At 61.8% G+C, this 17875-nt stretch carries 20 protein-coding genes; 15 read left to right on the plus strand and 5 right to left on the minus strand.

What is annotated here, in order from left to right; genetic code table 11:
* Window positions 1–155: 155 nt before the first annotated feature.
* A complete protein-coding gene (locus tag KCX59_RS01275; protein WP_179017493.1) occupies window positions 156–1100 on the plus strand; it encodes a hypothetical protein in 945 nt (314 codons plus the stop codon).
* Between the two features lie 218 nt (window positions 1101–1318).
* On the opposite strand, the gene KCX59_RS01280 is transcribed toward KCX59_RS01275, so the two are convergent.
* Together KCX59_RS01280 and KCX59_RS01285 are read right to left on the minus strand one after the other, a co-directional pair.
* Window positions 1319–1555 (minus strand): DUF3263 domain-containing protein, encoded by a 237-nt coding sequence (locus KCX59_RS01280; RefSeq protein ID WP_179017494.1) that lies wholly within the window; start codon window positions 1553–1555, stop codon window positions 1319–1321.
* Window positions 1556–1954: 399 nt separating this feature from the next.
* A complete protein-coding gene (locus KCX59_RS01285) occupies window positions 1955–2560 on the minus strand; it encodes a class I SAM-dependent methyltransferase (RefSeq protein ID WP_179017495.1) in 606 nt (201 codons plus the stop codon).
* A gap of 200 nt (window positions 2561–2760) precedes the next feature.
* Between KCX59_RS01285 and KCX59_RS01290 the strand changes: the two genes are divergently transcribed.
* The gene (locus KCX59_RS01290; RefSeq protein WP_179017496.1) at window positions 2761–4287 is read left to right on the plus strand and encodes an alpha-N-arabinofuranosidase; all 1527 of its coding nucleotides are present in this window, start codon (window positions 2761–2763) and stop codon (window positions 4285–4287) included.
* Here KCX59_RS01290 and KCX59_RS01295 read toward each other — a convergent pair.
* Window positions 4284–4658 carry a hypothetical protein gene (locus tag KCX59_RS01295; RefSeq protein ID WP_178994019.1) on the minus strand — a complete coding sequence of 125 codons (375 nt, stop codon included), beginning with the start codon at window positions 4656–4658 and terminating at the stop codon, window positions 4284–4286. The genes KCX59_RS01290 and KCX59_RS01295 overlap by 4 nt on opposite strands.
* Window positions 4659–4801: 143 nt before the next feature.
* Here KCX59_RS01295 and KCX59_RS01300 point away from each other — a divergent pair, with 143 nt between their 5' ends.
* The 5 genes from KCX59_RS01300 (at window position 4802) to KCX59_RS01320 (ending at window position 9560) form a co-directional block, all read left to right on the plus strand.
* Complete coding sequence (locus KCX59_RS01300) at window positions 4802–5209, plus strand: RidA family protein (protein WP_179017497.1); 408 nt, start codon at window positions 4802–4804, stop codon at window positions 5207–5209.
* Between the two features lie 56 nt (window positions 5210–5265).
* Window positions 5266–6270, plus strand: coding sequence for a LacI family DNA-binding transcriptional regulator (locus KCX59_RS01305; RefSeq protein ID WP_179017498.1), 1005 nt, complete (start codon window positions 5266–5268; stop codon window positions 6268–6270).
* 34 nt (window positions 6271–6304) lie between these two features.
* The gene (locus KCX59_RS01310) at window positions 6305–7405 is read left to right on the plus strand and encodes a D-TA family PLP-dependent enzyme (protein ID WP_179017499.1); all 1101 of its coding nucleotides are present in this window, start codon (window positions 6305–6307) and stop codon (window positions 7403–7405) included.
* Window positions 7406–7526: 121 nt separating this feature from the next.
* Entirely contained in the window at window positions 7527–8714 is a 1188-nt protein-coding gene (locus tag KCX59_RS01315; protein WP_179017500.1) for an ATP-binding protein, read from the plus strand.
* A 186-nt stretch (window positions 8715–8900) separates the two neighbouring features.
* Window positions 8901–9560 carry a heme oxygenase (biliverdin-producing) gene (locus KCX59_RS01320; RefSeq protein ID WP_179017501.1) on the plus strand — a complete coding sequence of 220 codons (660 nt, stop codon included), beginning with the start codon at window positions 8901–8903 and terminating at the stop codon, window positions 9558–9560.
* Here the strand turns inward: KCX59_RS01320 and KCX59_RS01325 are convergent.
* The gene (locus KCX59_RS01325; protein ID WP_179017502.1) at window positions 9546–10067 is read right to left on the minus strand and encodes a flavin reductase family protein; all 522 of its coding nucleotides are present in this window, start codon (window positions 10065–10067) and stop codon (window positions 9546–9548) included. The genes KCX59_RS01320 and KCX59_RS01325 overlap by 15 nt on opposite strands.
* 204 nt (window positions 10068–10271) lie before the next feature.
* On the opposite strand from KCX59_RS01325, the gene KCX59_RS01330 reads away from it, so the two are divergent.
* From KCX59_RS01330 to KCX59_RS01365, 8 genes are all read left to right on the plus strand, one after another.
* Window positions 10272–10574, plus strand: a complete 303-nt coding sequence (locus KCX59_RS01330; RefSeq protein WP_178994006.1) for an urease subunit gamma — start codon at window positions 10272–10274, stop codon at window positions 10572–10574.
* Between the two features lie 8 nt (window positions 10575–10582).
* Window positions 10583–10954: an urease subunit beta gene (locus KCX59_RS01335; protein ID WP_179017503.1), complete on the plus strand. Its 372-nt coding sequence runs from the start codon at window positions 10583–10585 to the stop codon at window positions 10952–10954.
* Window positions 10951–12681, plus strand: coding sequence for an urease subunit alpha (gene ureC / locus KCX59_RS01340; protein ID WP_179017504.1), 1731 nt, complete (start codon window positions 10951–10953; stop codon window positions 12679–12681). The genes KCX59_RS01335 and ureC overlap by 4 nt, the downstream gene beginning before the upstream one ends.
* An 8-nt stretch (window positions 12682–12689) precedes the next feature.
* On the plus strand, window positions 12690–13163 hold the full coding sequence (gene ureE, locus KCX59_RS01345) for an urease accessory protein UreE (protein ID WP_179017505.1): 474 nt from the start codon (window positions 12690–12692) through the stop codon (window positions 13161–13163).
* A gap of 141 nt (window positions 13164–13304) precedes the next feature.
* On the plus strand, window positions 13305–13976 hold the full coding sequence (locus KCX59_RS01350; protein WP_179017506.1) for an urease accessory protein UreF: 672 nt from the start codon (window positions 13305–13307) through the stop codon (window positions 13974–13976).
* Between the two features lie 21 nt (window positions 13977–13997).
* Window positions 13998–14615 carry an urease accessory protein UreG gene (ureG, locus tag KCX59_RS01355; protein WP_090823946.1) on the plus strand — a complete coding sequence of 206 codons (618 nt, stop codon included), beginning with the start codon at window positions 13998–14000 and terminating at the stop codon, window positions 14613–14615.
* A gap of 202 nt (window positions 14616–14817) precedes the next feature.
* Window positions 14818–15729 (plus strand): urease accessory protein UreD, encoded by a 912-nt coding sequence (locus tag KCX59_RS01360; RefSeq protein ID WP_179017507.1) that lies wholly within the window; start codon window positions 14818–14820, stop codon window positions 15727–15729.
* A complete protein-coding gene (locus KCX59_RS01365) occupies window positions 15729–16781 on the plus strand; it encodes a HoxN/HupN/NixA family nickel/cobalt transporter (protein ID WP_179017508.1) in 1053 nt (350 codons plus the stop codon). Before KCX59_RS01360 ends, KCX59_RS01365 begins: the two co-directional genes overlap by 1 nt.
* A 57-nt stretch (window positions 16782–16838) precedes the next feature.
* Here the strand turns inward: KCX59_RS01365 and KCX59_RS01370 are convergent, their stop codons facing one another.
* Window positions 16839–17816 carry a serine hydrolase domain-containing protein gene (locus KCX59_RS01370; protein ID WP_179017509.1) on the minus strand — a complete coding sequence of 326 codons (978 nt, stop codon included), beginning with the start codon at window positions 17814–17816 and terminating at the stop codon, window positions 16839–16841.
* Window positions 17817–17875: the final 59 nt, after the last annotated feature.

The following is a 17875-nucleotide window of genomic DNA, read 5'->3' on the forward strand; positions in this document are numbered from 1 at the left end:
CGGATTTTCGAGGTGGCTGTCCGACACGCCAGTCACCCTATTGACTTGACACATTTCACTGCGCTCGCCGCTTGCCGCCCATAATGGAGCGAATGGCGCGATGAGGAGCCACTCGTTGCCGAGAACACTGGGCGAATATGGGGGAAAGAAAGAGCGTGGAAAAGAAAGAGCAAGTAGGCGAACTAGCGGACGGTTTGGTCCAGCTGCGTTTCTCCGACGAGAAGGGCCAGATCCATGACCTCAATGCGGCAGAGATGGCAGAGACCTTGCAGGGACTAGTCGAGTTCACTAGTCAGATGGCGAAGGCGGGGCTGTTCGGCGATGGACCCTCACCGGAGTTGCGAGTCCGGCCCCCGCAGGAGGGTTCGTTCATCTTGGAAGCTGTTCTGGCATGGGCAGGGGAGAACCCTGAGGAAGCCGTAGGCACGGCGCTCGCCACCGGCGGAGCCCTGGTTCAGGGCCTCAACATGGGATTGAGGCGGCTCCGTGGTGCGGAGCCTAAGGACTTCGACTATCTGGACAACGGCGATGTGAAGGTAGTTTGGGCCGACGACAAGGTGGATCAGGTTCCGGCCAAGGTCTGGGACCAACTCCGAGCTGAGAAGAAGCAAACACGCAAGGCCCTACGGAAAATCATGGCGCCGCTGAGCGATGACGCGGATAGCTTGGAGGTCCGTGACGGCACGGCGGCCGAGACCACGGACGAGATCCTCCGGACCGAGCCCGAAGCTGTGGCCAGCCGAGATGACTATCGAACGGCGGTTGTCGAGGTCGATGACATCTCCGAACGTACCGACACTTTTGAGGCCGAGGCGCAGCTTACGAGCATTGATTTCCGCCGGGGAGAAAAGTGGCGGATCAAGACTCTGGATGGAACCCGCCAAGCTATGATGGAGGACGAGGAGTTCCTTCGCCAAGTGGACAAAGGGATGGCCCTCCACAAAAATGACATTTTCGATGTCACGATCCGCGAAGTCAGCACCACTAAGAATGGTCGTACAACTCGCGACTGGTCTCTCATCAAAGTAATTCGTAAACGGCGAGGAGAAGATGATGGCAATGATGGAGCATCGCCAGAAGAGTCATCGTCACGCGAATAGGTTCCAGCGTGTTGACGCCGTCAGTCTCTCGGTTTTGTTCATTGCCGTTGTGGCTATCGCTGTGATTCTGGTCGGCATCGCTAAGGGTGGCACTTCACCAGTATTCCTCATCCTTCCAACGTTGGTGGGGTGCTGGGCGATCTGGGGACTCAGGCGCTAAAAGCAAGGGAAGCCCCCGCCTTCTTCGGAAGGTGGGGGCTTTTGCGTAAGCATCGGCTCTACCGGAGTAGCCGGCTGGCTGTTCGCACCATGGACCGCCGCCTTGTCTTGAGTTGGGCTACGGTTGCGGGGCGGTATGCGATGGCGGCCTCAGTTTGGATGAGTCGGTTGACCTCTTGCCAGTACCTGGTCGGAGTCATGCCGAAGCGTTCCATGGCTGCTGAATCCAGAGAGCCTGCATGCTTGAAGTGTTCGCCGGCCAAGTCGAGCATGGCCTTCTGTTGGTCGGTGAGCATTCGGGAAGCCTACGGGTGGGCACCGACGTTTTTTGTGCGGGCGGGCTTTGGTTGACGGGTACTTGATGGGTGCCTGATGACGAGAGGTTTGAGGGTCTATTTGGGGGCCTATATTGCGGATGACCCGTTCCAAGAGGGGCCGTTTTGGGGCGCCAGAACCGCTAGATTACGCGGATTCGGCCGACCCGTTCTGACCTGATTTCTTGACTGACCAGACTTTTAATCCGTGGGTCGTGGGTTCGATCCCCACAGGGCCCACCCTCCAAAGACAGGCCGGAGACGTTGAGTCTCCGGCCTGTTTTCTTGTTTCCTTCGCCCCACGAATCCTGCTTCGGTACGAATCTCCCGCCGCACAACGGTGTGGTCAGCAAACAAGGGTGAGTGGGGGTGTGCTGAAAGTCAGAGTTCCGCACGCCGGGCAATGATGGCGGCATGTGGACGGGCTCCGGGGTCGACGCGGGAGTGGGTGCTGACAACTGTGAATCCGGCCGTCCGAAGCCGAGCCGAGATCTCCTCCACAGGCCAGAAGTAAGCCGGAGTCACCGCATGAGGGAAAGCCTCAAGGGCGGGACCTTCGAAGAAACCGAGCAGAAGGCTCCCGCCGGGCTTGATGCACCGGGAGAACTCGTCCAGAACCGCATCGATGGCATCAGGGGGAGTGTGAATCACCGAGTACCAGGCGAGGATCCCTGCTAGTGACCGATCCGCCGTCGGCAATCTTTCAATTGATCCGACAGAGAACTGAGCGTCCGGGTACTGCTGCCTGGCAGTTTTGATGAACGCCTGGACCAAGTCCACGCCCTCGACGGACACTCCGGCGGAGTGCAGGAAGTCCGTCCAGTGTCCGGGTCCGCAGCCGGCGTCGATGACCTTGCCGGAAAGGCCCCGTGCCCACGCGAGAATCAGCTGCTGATCGGCCGGATGCGTGCAGCTGATCGACCCGAACAGCGAGGTGTACTCGGCTGCACGGGCGGAATAGGCGGCTGTAACGTTCCCGGATGACATGGGACTCAGCCTATGCGGGACGCAAACCCACTTCGGTACGAATCTCCCGCCGCACAACGATGAGCTCGGCAAACAAGAGCGGGCTTGGGAGAGCCGGGTGAAGAAAACCCTTGACTCACACCCCTCGGCACAGTCAGCATAGTTTCTATAACGTTGTAGAAACCGGCAAAAGCAGCAGCCCAGCAGATAGGACTCACCCCTTGGGAAATCAAGAGAACCCCACGGCCAAAATCACCCTTGACCCCGCGTTCGTGGTCGGCCCCGTCAGGAGGAAGACTTTCGGCGCTTTCGTGGAGCACCTGGGCCGCTGCGTCTACACGGGCATCTTCGAGCCCGAGCACCCCAAGGCCGATGAGGACGGGTTCCGGACCGACGTCCTGGAGCTCACCAAGGAATTGGGCGTCTCCACGGTCCGGTATCCGGGCGGCAACTTCGTGTCGGGCTATCGCTGGGAAGACGGAGTTGGGCCCAAGGAAGATCGCCCCACCCGGCTCGACCTTGCCTGGCATTCCAGCGACCCGAACTTGGTGGGCGTGGACGAGTTCGCCAAGTGGTCCGAGAAGGCCGGCGTCGAGCCCATGATGGCCGTCAACCTGGGCACTCGAGGAACCCAGGAAGCTTTGGATCTGTTGGAATATTCCAACATCAAGGGTGGAACGGCCCTGTCCGAACAGCGCAAGGCGAATGGCGCCGTCGAGCCCCACAACATCAAAATGTGGTGCCTCGGAAACGAAATGGACGGCTTCTGGCAGATCGGCCATAAGAAGGCGGGCGAGTACGCGCGGGTTGCCGCCGAAACGGCGCGGGCAATGCGCATGGTCAACCCGGATCTTGAACTGGTTGCCTGCGGAAGTTCGGCACCCACCATGCCGACGTTTGGTGAATGGGAGCGTGTGGTCCTCAGCGAGACCTACGAACTGGTGGACCTGATCTCGGCGCACCAGTACTTCGAGGACTTCGGAGACCTGCAGGAGCATCTCTCCGCCGGACACCGCATGGAAGCCTTCATCAAGGACCTCGTGTCCCACATCGACCACGTGAAATCGGCAACGAAATCCCCAAAGCAGGTCAACATTTCCTTCGATGAATGGAATGTCTGGCACATGTCCCGCGACGAGTCCAAGGCCCCCACCGGGGACGACTGGCCTGTCGCGCCCGTGCTGCTCGAGGACCGCTACACGGTGGCGGACGCCGTGGTGGTGGGCGACCTCCTCATCACGCTGCTGCGCAACACGGACCGCGTCCACTCCGCGAGCCTCGCGCAGCTGGTCAACGTGATCGCGCCGATCATGACTGAGCCAGGCGGCCGCGCTTGGAAGCAGACCACCTTCCACCCGTTCGCGCTCACCTCGCAGCACGCCTCGGGCACGGTACTGAATCTCGCCGTCGAATCTCCACGGCTTTCCAGCGAGAAGACGTCCGGATTCACGTCGCTGTCAGCCGTGGCAACCTATGACGCCGAAGCCAACGAGGCCGTGGTGTTCGCTGTGAACCGCTCTGCCGCCGAGGCGCTGACGTTGGATGCCGCCGTCGGAAGCCTGAACCCCGCGAGGATCATCGAGGCTGTCACCTACACGAACAAGGACCCGTACTGGCAGGCTACGGCTGACGATTCGACCTCGGTCCTGCCGTCCGAAAACGTCAGTGTAAAGCTCGACGGCGGCCGCCTCACCGCCGAGCTTCCGGCCGTGAGCTGGAGCATGATCCGCTTGGCCCTCAACTCCTAGGCAATAGCCTGTGAGCCGTCGCGGAAGATGGGGTACGCCGAAATGGGCGTAACCGTGGCAGTCGGGGTGGGCTCCGGTGCCTGCGTTGCAGGTGCCGGGGCCAGCTCGTCGCCAGTCACGATTTCCATTGACTCCATGTCCAGCAGGCGGCGGCTGCCGGTTTCGTCCTGGAGCCAAAAAAGGTCGGTGCCGGCCACTGTTTTCACTACGGTGCCCCGATGATAAAGGCGGCCGTTGTGCCATGCCTCGATGAACTCGCCCGGCTTCAGCGCATGTGGTTCATCCTGGCTTCCGGGCATAGTGCCGAACGCCTGCGCCAGGCTTGCCTGTGTCTTCAATGCCTGGAAAAGATCCCTGTTTACAATGCTCATGTCTGCACCCCTTAGCCAACCAAATCGTCTATGCGACCCAGCTTTGCGCATGTTTGTTGCGGGGGCGTTGCAGACGAATGAGCGATGTGTGACGGGTGCGGCCGTGATGGGATGTGTCCAAACCATTAAACAAAAGGACCTCCATGCCCAGCGCTGTCACCCTCATTCACTCCGAACGGCTCAGCTCCGCAGCCCAATACGCCTACGCAGCAACCGCTCCTGCTGATGCCCGGCTGATTTTCCTGGCCGGTTCCTGTCCCTTGAATGAAGACGGGACCACAGCAGGCATTGGCGATTACAAAGCCCAGGCCGCAAAAGCGGTCGAGAACATGTGCTTGGCCTTGGAAGCAGCCGGAGCGGGAATCGGGGACGTCATCTCCACCCGCGTCCTCGTCGCGTCTACGCAGCAGGCTGACTTGGTAGCAGCATGGGAGGTAGTGCGCGCTGCCTTCGGCGACCACGGAGTCCCAAGCACCCTCATGGGCGTCACAGTGCTCGGCTACGACCACCAATTGGTGGAAATCGAGGCCGTCGCCGCAGTCATGGACTGACTCCAGCATGGCCTGATCTGCAACGATGTATGACAACGCACAGAAGGAGCACCTGCATGGCGGTCACCATGAACGACGTCGCACGCGCGGCGGGAGTCTCGTTGAAGACGGTCTCCAACGTCATCAACAACTACGAGTTCATCCGGCCCGCCACCAAACAACGCGTCCTCGATGCGATCGACGAGCTCGGCTACGAAACCAACCTGACGGCCCGCAGCCTCCGATCCGGTAAGACCAGCATGCTCGGATTGGTCCTCGCCGACCTCTCCATTCCGTACTACGCTGAGCTGGCCTCGGACATCATGAAGGCGGCGTGGGCCCGTGGGTACCGCGTTTTGGTGGAGCAATCCGGCAACGAGTCGGAGCACGAGAAAGCTGCGCTTCAAGGACAGTTTCGCAGCCTCACGGACGGCCTCCTCTTCATCCCGCTAGCGCTCGACGCCGAACAGATCATCTCCGCGGCCGGCAAAAAACCGCTGGTTCTCCTGGGTGAGTTCGTGCAGGATCCGCGGCTGGACATGGTCCTCATCCAAAACCAGGAGGCTGCGGCCGCCGTCACCACGCACCTGCTGGAAGGTGGCCGCCGTCGTATAGCCGTCCTTGGCGCGCACGACGGCGACGAAGCCGGGCGCAACGGCCTTCGCCTCCGCGGGTACCGGGCTGCGCTCGCTGCCGCAGGTGTGGAGCATGACCCGGCGTTGGTGGTCCCCTGCGATTGGCGGCGCGACGGCGGTGCTGACGCCACCGCGAGGTTGTTGGACAGCGGTGTGGAATTCGACGCCGTTTTCGGGCTCAACGACGCCCTCGCTTTGGGGGCGCTGCACGAACTCCTGGTGCGCGGCAGGAAGGTCCCGGAGGAGATAGCCGTGGCCGGCTTCGATGACATTGATGAGTCCCGGTTCGCGTCGCCGTCGTTGACCACCGTGGCGCCGGGGCGTACGGAAATTGCGGAGCGCGCCGTCGAACTCCTTATCCAGCGGATTGAAAGCAAAGACGCCGTGGCCACCGTTGAGCAGCCGGAGGCGGCGTTCGAGCTGCGTATCAGGCAGTCCGCGCCTTAGGGCCTTCAGTGTCCAGGACGTTAGTCTTCTATGAATGAACGTGATCCCCGCTGAAGTCATCACCCCTGCAGTCCTGATCGACGTCGATGTCCTGAACCGGAACATCGAGCGGATGGCGGAGAGCATGCGTGGACGCGGGCTCCAGCTCCGTCCGCACGTCAAGACACATAAGACGCTGGAGATCGCCCGCAAGCAGATCGCGGCGGGAGCCGTTGGTATTACCGTGGCCACGATCGGCGAGGCGGAGGTATTCGCGGCGGACGGCGTGAAGGACATCTTCATTGCCTTCCCGCTCTGGGTTGAAGCGCCGCATGCGGAACGCCTTCGCGCCTTGACGGCCAAGTGCCGACTAGCAGTCGGCGTGGATTCGGCTGAAAGCGCGACGGCGATGGGTCGCCAACTCGGAGCCGACGCAGGAAGCGTTGAGGTGCTGATCGAAGTGGACAGCGGACACCACCGTAGCGGCGTGCTGCCGGACGAGGTGGTGGATGTTGCCGAAGCAGCGGCTGCCGCCGGACTGAGCGTGCAGGGTGTCTTCACGTTCCCCGGGCACAGCTACAAGCCCGGCATGCCCACTGGCGCGGCGAGCAACGAGAATGAGGCACTTGGCCTGGCGGCGACGGCGCTGACATCGGCAGGCTTCGAAGTCACCACCATCAGCGGAGGCTCCACACCGACGGCACTGATTGACGGCGAAACGGTGGCAACCGAGCTGCGTCCCGGCGTCTACGTCTTCGGTGACGCCCAGCAACTGGAACTCGAACGCTGCAGCTGGGACGACATCGCGCTAAGCGTGGCCGCCACGGTGGTCAGCAGGCACGAAGCCCTCGGTGGTAACGTGCGCCGCGTGGTGTTGGACGCCGGAAGCAAGATCCTGGGCAGCGACCGCCCGGACTGGGCCACAGGATACGGGCGGCTTCCCGAACACCCCGAAGCCAAAGTGACTGCGCTGTCCGAGCACCACGCCACGGTTGTATGGCCGGATTCTTCGGACTTGCCGCCCTTGGGCACGCGGCTTCGGGTCATCCCCAACCATGTGTGCCTCACCATGAACCTCGTGGATGCGGTCACGGTTGTCCGCGCCGGGGCCGTGGTGGAGCAGTGGGGTGTTGCAGCCCGCGGCAGGAACAACTAAGCCGGACTGTCTGTTGGGCTTCTGCTGACTCGCCCCAAGGACGTGCCGGTTCACGATGGCCCTTTTCGTCCATGGTGAACCTCATCAAGGCGGCGGCTTTACCGAGATAACGTGCGCTAGCATGGGGATATTCACCACCTTCACCTCGCTATCCAAATTCACCAAACTCACCTATATTCACCTGATCCTGGAGGGTCCAGTGCCCACGTCCGAGAATCCCTTTAGACCCACAGCCGGAGCTACTCCGCCGGAAGTCATCGGCCGTTCCGGGCTTCTGGACGAGTTCGAATACGGGCTTGAGCTCGGCTCAGGTGCTCCTGGTTTGCTGGCCATCTTCACTGGAGCCCGGGGTATCGGTAAGACAGTCATGCTGGGAGCAGCCCACACCGTTGCCCGCGAACACGGGTGGGCCGTCATTGCCGAGACTGCCACTGGGACATTCATGGGCCGCATTGGCGAGAAGATGCGCCGATTGACGCAGGAACTGGCTGACAACCCTGAATCCCGCCGCCGGATCACCGGGTTGTCGATCGCCGGCTTCAGCATCACCTCCCAGCTGACACCCGAACGCCAGGTCGACTGGCGTGAACTGGGAGAAACCCTGCTGGCGCTACTTGATGAACGCGGCACGGGTCTGCTGGTCACGGTGGATGAGATCCACGCCGCTGATCGTACGGAACTCGCCCAACTGGCCGCCAACGTACAGCACTTCATCCAGGACCGCCTACCCATCGCGTTGATCTTCGCAGGACTGCCCTCAGCAGTATCGGACCTCCTGAACGAAGGTGTTGCGACGTTCCTTCGCAGGGCCGACAAAATCGACCTGCACGCCGCAGCTGTCCGCGACGTCGAAAAGTCCTACACCGACACGTTCGCCGCCGCGGACATCAGCATCCAGCCTGAGCTGGTCCGTGAGGCAGCAGTCGCCACAGGCGGATACCCCTTCCTGATCCAGCTCATCGGCTACTTCCTCTGGCGAGAAGCTGAGAAGAACAACGGAACACTATCTTCTGATGCGGTCGGCAGAGCCATAGCCGGCGGCATCCGACGCAATGAACGCGTCGTCATTGAAGCAGCCCTCGCAGCAGCCTCAGCCAAGGACCGTGAATTCCTCCATGCCATGTCCATTGATGACGAACCCTCAACGACGGCCGACATCATCCACCGCACAGGATCCCGGCCAACCCTCGTTGCAAAATATAGGAACCGGCTCATCGACGCCGGCCTCATCGAATCAACCGGACATGGCAAGGTTGACTTCGCCATTCCCGGCCTCGGAGAGTACCTACGCAAGAACCCTGACGCCTGACACCGCAGTGGGACGCTTCAATTGAGGGGGCTTCCCGGGGTCATCTAGGCAGTGGAGGTGCCGTTCCTAGGCAGAACGGCAAAGTGCGCTCGGGGACCAGCACAAGAGCTTTACCTGCTATCCACCCTGTGACAGAGTGTCATCAAACAGCCTTTGGTTTGTTTAGCGTGATGACTGGAGTCAACTATGACCGCTTTTTCCGAGGAGCTCAAAAGCCATACAGCCTCCGCGCACGAGCATGCCGAGCAGGCTGGATTTGTCACTGAATTGCTGGCCGGCCGGATGGAGGCTAGCCAGGCAGCAGCCATGCTGCTGCAGAACTACGTCATCTACCGGGCTTTGGAATCGGCGTTGGAAGTCAACCCGGACCCTCGTCTCGCGCCCTTCGCTGACCCGGCGCTCATGCGGGTCCCGGCACTGCAAAAGGACTTGGCGGTGCACTTCGGCCAGCATTGGGAACAGAGCCTCGCCGCAGGCCAGCTGCACGTGACGCCCGGGGCTCGGGCCTACGCCGACGAACTCGGCGCACTCGGTCCGGGCTCGACCACGTATCTCATGGCACACCACTACGTCCGTTATCTGGGTGATCTTTCGGGCGGGCAGATCATTTCCGCTCTTGTTCAGCGGCACTACGGCCTTAGCCCTGAAGGGCTCAACTTTTACGCCTTTGACAGCATTGGGAAAATTAAGCCGTACAAGGACTCATACCGCAGTCACCTGGACGAGGCCGATTTCTCGGACACAGAGAAGCGAGAAATCCTTCACCATGCCGAAGTGGCCTTCGAAACCAACCGGCAGGTCTTTGTGGACCTGATGGACCAGTACCTGCAGCTAAGCCACGGCTGACACACTCTGGAACAGGGTGTGGAACTCCCTATTGTGATAAACCAGCGGAGCTGAAGCTGACGGGTTGGACCGGATGTCCAAAACCCTGGCGGCCAGCAGCACCGAGCCGCCCATCGGTGCGCGGTGGATGATTTCGCACCGCAATGCCCAAATGGCCTCCTTGAGCAGGGGCTCTCCCGTGGGCAGTACCTCCCAGTCCATGGCGTCCGTGAAGCGCGGGGCGGCTGGGTCTGCAAAGGTCCGCACGAGCTCCACCTGATCGGCGCCGACCAGATGGACAACGATTGTATGTGCGGCTGCGATGTGAGAAGCCGAGCGGCCGCCGGTTACAGAGAATGCCAGCGTTGGTGGATCCACTGCCACGGATGCCACTGAGGATGCCGTCAGCCCCACCGCTCCCTCCGGTCCCGCTGCCGTGACAATCGAGACTCCTGCCGGATGAGCGCGAAACGCGGCCCTGAAAAGCTCGCCGACTGGTTCGGATGGCAGGGGCTTGGGGTGGGTCATTCATACACCTTCGTGGGACTGAACTGTGCTTGGGATGGCGCCTCGTGCAGGCACACACCTGACTGATGCTAAGACCTCAACTTAAGTTGAGGTCAATTCCTGAGAAACCGACCCTCGACTGAGACGATTTGGAAACGTAGCCGAAACTTCTGCTCCCTACGCTGGTCACAATCTGTCCAGGTGCCCGGCGTCCAAGGAGTAACCATGCATCTTTTGCCCCGTGAGCAGGAGAAACTCATGATCGTGGTGGCCGCCGACCTCGCGCGGCGTCGCCAGGCAAGAGGACTCAAACTGAACTACCCGGAAGCCGTGGCGATCATCAGCTACGAACTCATCGAAGGTGCCCGTGACGGCCGAACAGTTGCCCAACTCATGAGCTACGGAACCACCCTGCTCCGCCGCGAAGACGTGATGGAAGGCGTGTCGGAGATGATCCACGACGTCCAAATCGAAGCCACCTTCCCCGACGGTACCAAGCTTGTTACCGTCCACAACCCCATCCGTTAGGAGCCCCCATGATCCCCGGTGAATACAGGCTCCAGCCCGGTTCCATCGCATGCAACAGCGGCCGTGACGCGATCGCCGTCGAGGTTGTGAACCGCGGCGACCGGCCTGTGCAGGTCGGTTCGCACTACCACTTTGCCGAGGCGAACAGCGCCCTGGAGTTCGACCGCGAAGCCGCTTACGGCCGCCGTCTGGATATCCCCGCGGGCACAGCCGCAAGGTTCGAGCCAGGCGACCGAAAGACGGTCCAACTGATCGAACTCGCCGGGACGCGCGAGGTGCACGGCCTCAGCAACGCAATCAACGGAAAGCTCGACGGCGGCACGCGCCTGAGCGGGACTGCTCCGCTGAGCGGGTCTACTCCAGAAGGAGACACCAAATGAGCTTCGAGATTCCCCGCAAACAGTATGCCGAGCTGTACGGGCCGACGACAGGTGACGCCATCCGTTTGGCCGACACCGAACTGTTCCTCGAAATCGAGAAGGACTACACGGTTTACGGCGAAGAAGTAGTGTTCGGCGGAGGTAAGGTAATCCGCGACGGCATGGGCCAGAACGGCCAACTGACCCGATCCAAGGATATTCCGGACACGGTGGTCACCAACGTGATCGTGCTCGATTACAGCGGCATCTACAAGGCTGACGTTGCCCTGAGAGACGGGCACATCTTCAAAATCGGCAAGGCCGGAAACCCGCAGATCACCGACGGCGTGGACATCGTGATCGGCGCCAGTACAGAGATCATCGCCGGCGAACGAAAAATCCTCACCGCCGGCGGCATCGACACCCACATCCACTTCATCTCCCCGGTGCAGGTCCCCGCGGCACTTTGCAACGGCATCACCACCATGGTGGGCGGCGGCACCGGCCCGGCCGAAGGAACCAAAGCAACCACCATCACACCCGGCGCCTGGCACATCTCCCGGATGCTGCAGGCCGCCGAGGGACTGCCCGCTAATATCGGCCTGTTCGGGAAGGGTCACGCGTCCGCCGTCGAACCCCTCGCAGAGCAGATCCGCGCCGGTGCCGTCGGGCTCAAAGTCCACGAGGACTGGGGGTCCACAACATCCTCCATCGACATGTCGCTGCGGGTAGCCGACGAATACGACGTCCAGGTTGCCATTCACACAGACACCCTCAACGAGTGCGGCTTCGTGGAAGACACCATCCGGGCGATCGACGGGCGCGTGATCCACACCTTCCACACCGAAGGCGCAGGCGGCGGGCACGCCCCCGACATCATCAAAATCGCCGGCCTGCCCAACGTGCTCCCGGCCTCCACCAACCCCACGCTGCCGTACACCAAAAACACCATCGAAGAGCATCTGGACATGCTCATGGTCTGCCACCACCTCAACCCGGACATCCCGGAGGACGTGGCCTTCGCAGACTCGCGAATCCGCGCCGAAACCATCGCAGCCGAAGACGTCCTGCACGATCTCGGCATCTTCGCCATCACGTCCTCGGACTCCCAAGCCATGGGACGCGTAGGCGAAGTGGTGACCCGCACGTGGCAGGTAGCCGACGCCATGAAGCGACAACGCGGGGTCCTGAAGGACCCATCCGGGATGGCACACGGTTCCGCCGAATCCGACAACTTCCGGCTCAAGCGCTACGTGGCCAAATACACCATCAACGCGGCCATTGCCCAAGGCATGGCCGACGTCATCGGCTCCGTGGAGGAGGGCAAATTCGCGGACCTCGTCCTCTGGGACCCCGCGTTCTTCGGCGTGAAACCCGAACTCGTCATCAAAGGCGGGCAAATCGCCTACGCACTCATGGGCGACGCCAACGCCTCCATCCCCACCCCCCAACCACGGACCATGCGGCCCATGTTCGCCACGTACGGCAAGGCCCTCCAGAAGACGTCCATCACGTTCCTGTCCCAAGCCGCCATCGACGCCGGAGTGCCCGCCCAGCTCGGCCTCGAACGCATCATCAAACCCGTCACCGGCATCCGCAACCTCACCAAAGCGGACCTCAAATACAACGGCGAAACCCCGGACATCGCCGTCGACCCCGAAACCTACAAAGTGAGCGTCGACGGCGTCGAAGTCACCTCCCAGCCCTCCGACGTGCTGCCCATGGCCCAGCGCTACTTCCTCTTCTAGGAGCTTCCATGATCATTGAAAAAATCCTGGGCAACCTACACGAACAGCCCAACCACTATGCAGGCCGACACAAAGAAAAAGTGGTCCTGCCCAGCGCCCTGCTGGTCAAACGCATCCAACGTGTCACCACCGACCACGGCAAAGAACTCGGCATCCGCCTCCCCACCGGAACCGGCGACCTCCGCGACGGCGACATCCTCGCCGTCGACGACCACAACATCATCGTCGTGTCCGTGCTGCCCACCGACGTCCTGGTGATCGCGCCGCGCAGCATCCACGAAATGGGGGTCGTGGCACACTCGCTCGGCAACCGGCACCTGCAGGCACAGTTCTTTGACGGCTCATCCGAGTACGGGGCCGAAGTCATGGTGTGTCAGTATGACCACACGGTCGAAGACTATTTGAAGAGCGTCGGCGTCCCCTACGACAGGCAAGAACGGGTCATGCCGGTTGCCTTCCGCCATGCTGAGCATTCGCACTAAAGTCATGCGTCGCGTCAGGTTGGGTGCGTGCGCTTGCGCTCCACTGGGAAGGGGGCCGTGCCCGCTTCGCGATGCCCGCCACGCCGCGGCCCCCTTCCCAGCTACGCTCCAGCGCACAGACCGCACCGGCGGCGGTGCGCTTTGAGTGCGACATATCAGCTGGCTCTTCAACAGTTGACCGACTCTGCTTTGCCTACGGGGGCGTTTGCTCATTCTTTGGGGTTTGAGAGCTACATCCACCGAGGGCTTGTGCGTGATGAGAGCACCTTCAGCACTTGGCTTCATGCCTTCGTTTCCCAGCAGTTGAGCTATTCCGATGGGTTGGCTTTGCGGTTTTTGTTTGAGGGGGTGGATGTGGGCTTGCTCGATGGGGTGTTGTCTGCGCAGTTGTTGGCTCGGGAGGTTCGGGAGGCCTCTTTGAAGATGGGTGGGCGGTTGTTGGAGATCGGCGGGGAGGTGTTTCCTTCGGGGGAGTTGGAGGCGTATCGGGGGCTTGTTCGGGAGGGGTTGGCTTCGGGGCATCAGCCCTTGGCCTTTGGGGTGATTGCGCGGTCCTTGGGGGTTCCTTTTGAAGCGGCGCTCTCTGCCTATTTGTTTGCCACCGTTACTTCGCTGACCCAGAACGCCGTGCGGGCCATACCGCTTGGGCAGAACGCCGGACAGCGCGTACTTCGGCAAGCGCACGACGTCGTCGCTACCGCCGTCGATGATGTAGCACAGCTGTGCTGGAACGACTTCGGGGCCGTCAGCCCCGGCCTTGAAATTTCACAAATGCGGCACGAACGGCAACGCGCGCGCATGTTCATGAGCTAGCTAGCGTAAAGGACAGAAAACATGACCGAGCCCATCAAAATCGGCGTTGGCGGACCCGTCGGAGCAGGCAAAACCCAGCTCGTGGAACGCATCACCCGGCACATGAGCGGCGACATCTCCATGGCCGCCATCACCAACGACATCTACACCATCGAAGACGCCAAAATCCTCGCCGCCAACGGCATCCTCCCCGAAGACCGCATCATCGGCGTCGAAACCGGCGGCTGCCCCCACACCGCCATCCGCGAAGACACCTCAATGAACACCGCGGCCATCGAAGAACTCAAAGCCAGGCACCCCGACCTCCAAGTCATCTTCGTCGAATCCGGCGGCGACAACCTCTCCGCCACCTTCAGCCCCGAACTCGTCGACTTTTCCATCTACATCATCGACGTCGCCCAAGGCGAAAAAATCCCCCGCAAAGCCGGCCAAGGCATGATCAAATCCGACCTGTTCATCATCAACAAAACAGACCTGGCACCCCACGTTGGAGCGGACCTCGCAGTCATGGAGAGGGACTCCAAGGAGTTCCGCGGCAACAAGCCCTTCTGCTTCACGAACCTGAAAACGGACGAAGGCCTGGACGAGGTCCTGAACTGGATCCGCCGCGACGTCCTGATGCTCGACTTGGCCCAATGAACCGATGCGAGTTGGCGGTTAAGTCACCTTGGGCGGCGCCCGCGGATGAAGGGGGCCGTGCCCGCTCCGCGATGCCCGCCACGCCGCGGCCCCCTTCATCCGCGTTCGCGGATCGCCCCACCCGCATCGCCGCGACAAAAGGCCAGTTCCTTATCCCCGGCTTCGCCGCCTCGGTGGTTACGTCACCACGCGAGATGCGCGTATGAACACGACGACGCAGGTCGATTTCGGCTCAGACGTTGTGGGGAACGTGGGGCCCGGCTCCACGTTGGCTATGGGGGAGCGGGGGCGGTTGGAGTTGGGCATTAGTGTGCGGGGCGGGCGGTCCGTTGCTTCGCGGCAGTTTCATGAGGGCGCGTTGAGGGTGTTGCGGCCGCATTACTTGGATGAGTCCGGGCAGGTTTGTTATGTCATGGTCAATCCGGGCGGGGCTTATCTTGGGTCGGATCTGTTTGTTATTGACGTGGAGGTCGAGGCACGGGCGGATCTGTTGCTGACCACTCAGTCGGCCACCAAGGTGTATCGGACTCCGGGGTCGTTCGCTGAGCAGCGGATGACTGTGCGGCTGGGGGAGGGCTCGCGGTTGGAGCTGATGCCCGACCAGTTGATTGCGTATCGGGAAGCGAGCTATCGGCAGAATTCGCACATCAGTCTCCATCCGACGTCGAGCCTTGTCATGGCCGAGGTCATTACACCGGGATGGTCCCCGGACGGCGGGGCGTTCAGGTACGAAGAGGTGCGGCTGCGCAACGAGATCTGGATCGATGACGAAAACGGAGCCAAGTTGCTGGCGCTCGACAACCTCCTGATCCGGCCCCCGCTGGGAGACGTTACCGGGATGGGGTTCATGGAGGGATTCAGCCACCTGGCGTCGTTGGTGGTGGTGGATCCGCGGGTGAATCAGGGGCTTGCCGATGAGCTGGACCACATAGCCCGTGGATTTGACGCTCATACCGGGGTGTCTTTGACCGGGACTATTGCCGGGACTGCCGGGATTGTGCTGCGATCGTTGTCCAACAGCACTGAGGAACTCAACAATCTGCTGGGTGCTTGCGCCGGCGTCCTGCGGGAACGTTGGTACGGGCAGGCGCCCTTGAACCTGAGGAAGTATTGATGACTGCGCTGACCGAGTTCGCCACCATGTACCGGGAGCGGGAGACGCTGTCCTTGCGTACCCGGCTGTTGTTCACGTTCGGCGCCGTCGCCGCTTTGCACCTTGCCGCCGTCGTGCTGTTGCTTGTTGGTTCAGCGGGTGGAGCGCAGCCACTGGCGCTGGGGCTGCTGATCACCGCCTACGTGGCCGGAATCAAGCACAGTTACGACTGGGACCACATCGCTGCAATCGACAATTCCACGCGAAAATTCGTGGCACAACACAAGGATCCTGTGAGTGTGGGGTTCGCGTTCAGCTTGGGCCACAGCTCCGTGGTGATCCTGGCCGGACTGCTGGTGGTTGCGGGTGCGACGCTGATCGGGCAGTTCATGGAGGACGGGACCACTGGAAACAAGGTGTTGGGCCTGATCGGCAGTGGTGTTTCCGGGCTGTTCCTGCTGGCTATGGGCTTGTTCAACGGCTCGGCGTTCGTTCGCGCCACGAGCGTCTACCGTCAGGTGCGGCGCGGAAGCGAGGCCCGTCCCGAAGACCTTGAAGCGAAAGGCTTCGTAGCCCGGTTGCTCGCCAAACCGCTGTCCAAGGTGGAGCGGCCACGGAACATCTACGTGATCGGTTTCCTGTTCGGGCTCGGGTTCGACACCGCCACCACCATCGGGCTGCTGGTCATCACTACGACGGCGTCACTCGCCGGGGTCTCGCCGCTTGCCTTGATGGCGCTTCCGCTCGCGTTCACCGCCGCCATGACCCTGTGCGATTCCGTCAACGGCGTGGCCATGATGAAGATGTATAAATCGGCCATCCACAACCCGAGACGGAAGCTCGGATTCAACGCCGTGATTACCGGCATCTCAGCAGTCTCGGCTCTGTTCATTGCATTGATCACCCTGGGTGGCTTCGTTAACGCTGCCTTTGAGTTGGAGGATCCCCTCACCACGTGGCTTGGCAGCATTGACCTTGGTGACGCCGGCCTGATCTTGGTGGGGCTGTTCGTGCTCGTCTGGGCCGTGTCCGCGGTGCGTGGGCGCGTAACACGGCCAGCGACGCCCAACTGAGTCGCAGTACAGCGCGTTTAGAGCCCTCAAAACGCGCTGTACTGCGACTCACTTGGGTTAGGAGACTGCCACCGCGTTGAAGAGCTCGTTCGTGTCCACACCGCGGTCCGGGGTGTCCAGCGCGTTGGTCAGGAACACAACGCAGCGATCCTGCTCCGGGAACATCCACCACTCCGTTCCGGACCAGCCCGGGTGCCCATAAATCCCCTGCGCGAACAGATCCGACTCGTTGGCGGGCATCTGGAATCCGAGCCCGGTGTGGCGGAGCGGCTGCGGCCGGGTAGTGATGTGGGAAACCTCCCTGGTTCGGGGCCTCCGCATGGCAGCCAGCGTTGCGGGCCGAACAGCTTTTCCGGAATTCCGAAGGAGCTCGGTACCAAGATTAAGGAGATCCGTGGCCGTGCCGAACAGGCCGGCTCCGGGATGCCTGTTCTTGTACATTGCCTGGACATCAAGGCCCGCAGCGTCGGTGCCGTGGACGGTGTGCGGATTGCACTCCGTGTTAAACGTAAGGCCGTGTGCCCCGGTGTCAGCCGCCAAGGCCAGGAGCTGATCCTCGAACGGGCGTCCGTCGGCCCATTCGGCCATTGCCGCTGCGCCCTCGAAGGCGATGTTGCAGTACTGGACCAGAGAGCCGGAGTAAAAGGCTTGCCCCGCTGAGGTGAGCGCCTCGCGGAGGGGAGTGCCGTCGTCGAGCGCTGGGTCGGAAATTCCGGAACGGTGGCTGAGCAGCTGCTCAAGGGTCACGGTGTCCGTGCGGCCGACGCCAAAGCCCGGCAGCGCGTCACCGAGCGAAGCTGCAAGCGCAAGTTTCCCCAACTCAACCTGTCGCATGACCGTGAGTGCACTGATCGGCTTGGTGACCGAGAACAGCGCGAAGTGGTCGTCGGTTGTGGCGTGCCTGCCGCCGTCGGACCCGAAGGCCACAATGTCCTCAATGCCGTGGCTCGAAGCGACGCCCAGAACCGCAACCGGCACACGGTTGTGGTCTACCTGCTTACGGGCCCAGTCTGCAGCGGGTCCTGTCTCCACCATGGTTGTTTACGCCTTCGTTCGGGGTCTGTGCATCGAACATATCGTGCGGCGCGGCAAAA

Source organism: Paenarthrobacter nitroguajacolicus, from assembly GCF_051027655.1.
Classification (GTDB): domain Bacteria; phylum Actinomycetota; class Actinomycetes; order Actinomycetales; family Micrococcaceae; genus Arthrobacter; species Arthrobacter nitroguajacolicus.

Coding starts and splice junctions, on each gene's coding strand:
- KCX59_RS01320 (WP_179017501.1), top strand. CDS start 8,901: ATGACCGCTTTTTCCGAGGAGCTCAAAAGCCATACAGCCTCCGCGCAC.
- KCX59_RS01335 (WP_179017503.1), top strand. CDS start 10,583: ATGATCCCCGGTGAATACAGGCTCCAGCCCGGTTCCATCGCATGCAAC.
- KCX59_RS01305 (WP_179017498.1), top strand. CDS start 5,266: ATGGCGGTCACCATGAACGACGTCGCACGCGCGGCGGGAGTCTCGTTG.
- KCX59_RS01325 (WP_179017502.1), bottom strand. CDS start 10,067: ATGACCCACCCCAAGCCCCTGCCATCCGAACCAGTCGGCGAGCTTTTC.
- KCX59_RS01360 (WP_179017507.1), top strand. CDS start 14,818: ATGAACACGACGACGCAGGTCGATTTCGGCTCAGACGTTGTGGGGAAC.
- KCX59_RS01310 (WP_179017499.1), top strand. CDS start 6,305: ATGAACGTGATCCCCGCTGAAGTCATCACCCCTGCAGTCCTGATCGAC.
- ureE (WP_179017505.1), top strand. CDS start 12,690: ATGATCATTGAAAAAATCCTGGGCAACCTACACGAACAGCCCAACCAC.
- KCX59_RS01365 (WP_179017508.1), top strand. CDS start 15,729: ATGACTGCGCTGACCGAGTTCGCCACCATGTACCGGGAGCGGGAGACG.
- KCX59_RS01315 (WP_179017500.1), top strand. CDS start 7,527: ATGGGGATATTCACCACCTTCACCTCGCTATCCAAATTCACCAAACTC.
- KCX59_RS01280 (WP_179017494.1), bottom strand. CDS start 1,555: ATGCTCACCGACCAACAGAAGGCCATGCTCGACTTGGCCGGCGAACAC.
- KCX59_RS01370 (WP_179017509.1), bottom strand. CDS start 17,816: ATGGTGGAGACAGGACCCGCTGCAGACTGGGCCCGTAAGCAGGTAGAC.
- KCX59_RS01295 (WP_178994019.1), bottom strand. CDS start 4,658: ATGAGCATTGTAAACAGGGATCTTTTCCAGGCATTGAAGACACAGGCA.
- KCX59_RS01285 (WP_179017495.1), bottom strand. CDS start 2,560: ATGTCATCCGGGAACGTTACAGCCGCCTATTCCGCCCGTGCAGCCGAG.
- ureC (WP_179017504.1), top strand. CDS start 10,951: ATGAGCTTCGAGATTCCCCGCAAACAGTATGCCGAGCTGTACGGGCCG.
- KCX59_RS01330 (WP_178994006.1), top strand. CDS start 10,272: ATGCATCTTTTGCCCCGTGAGCAGGAGAAACTCATGATCGTGGTGGCC.
- KCX59_RS01300 (WP_179017497.1), top strand. CDS start 4,802: ATGCCCAGCGCTGTCACCCTCATTCACTCCGAACGGCTCAGCTCCGCA.
- ureG (WP_090823946.1), top strand. CDS start 13,998: ATGACCGAGCCCATCAAAATCGGCGTTGGCGGACCCGTCGGAGCAGGC.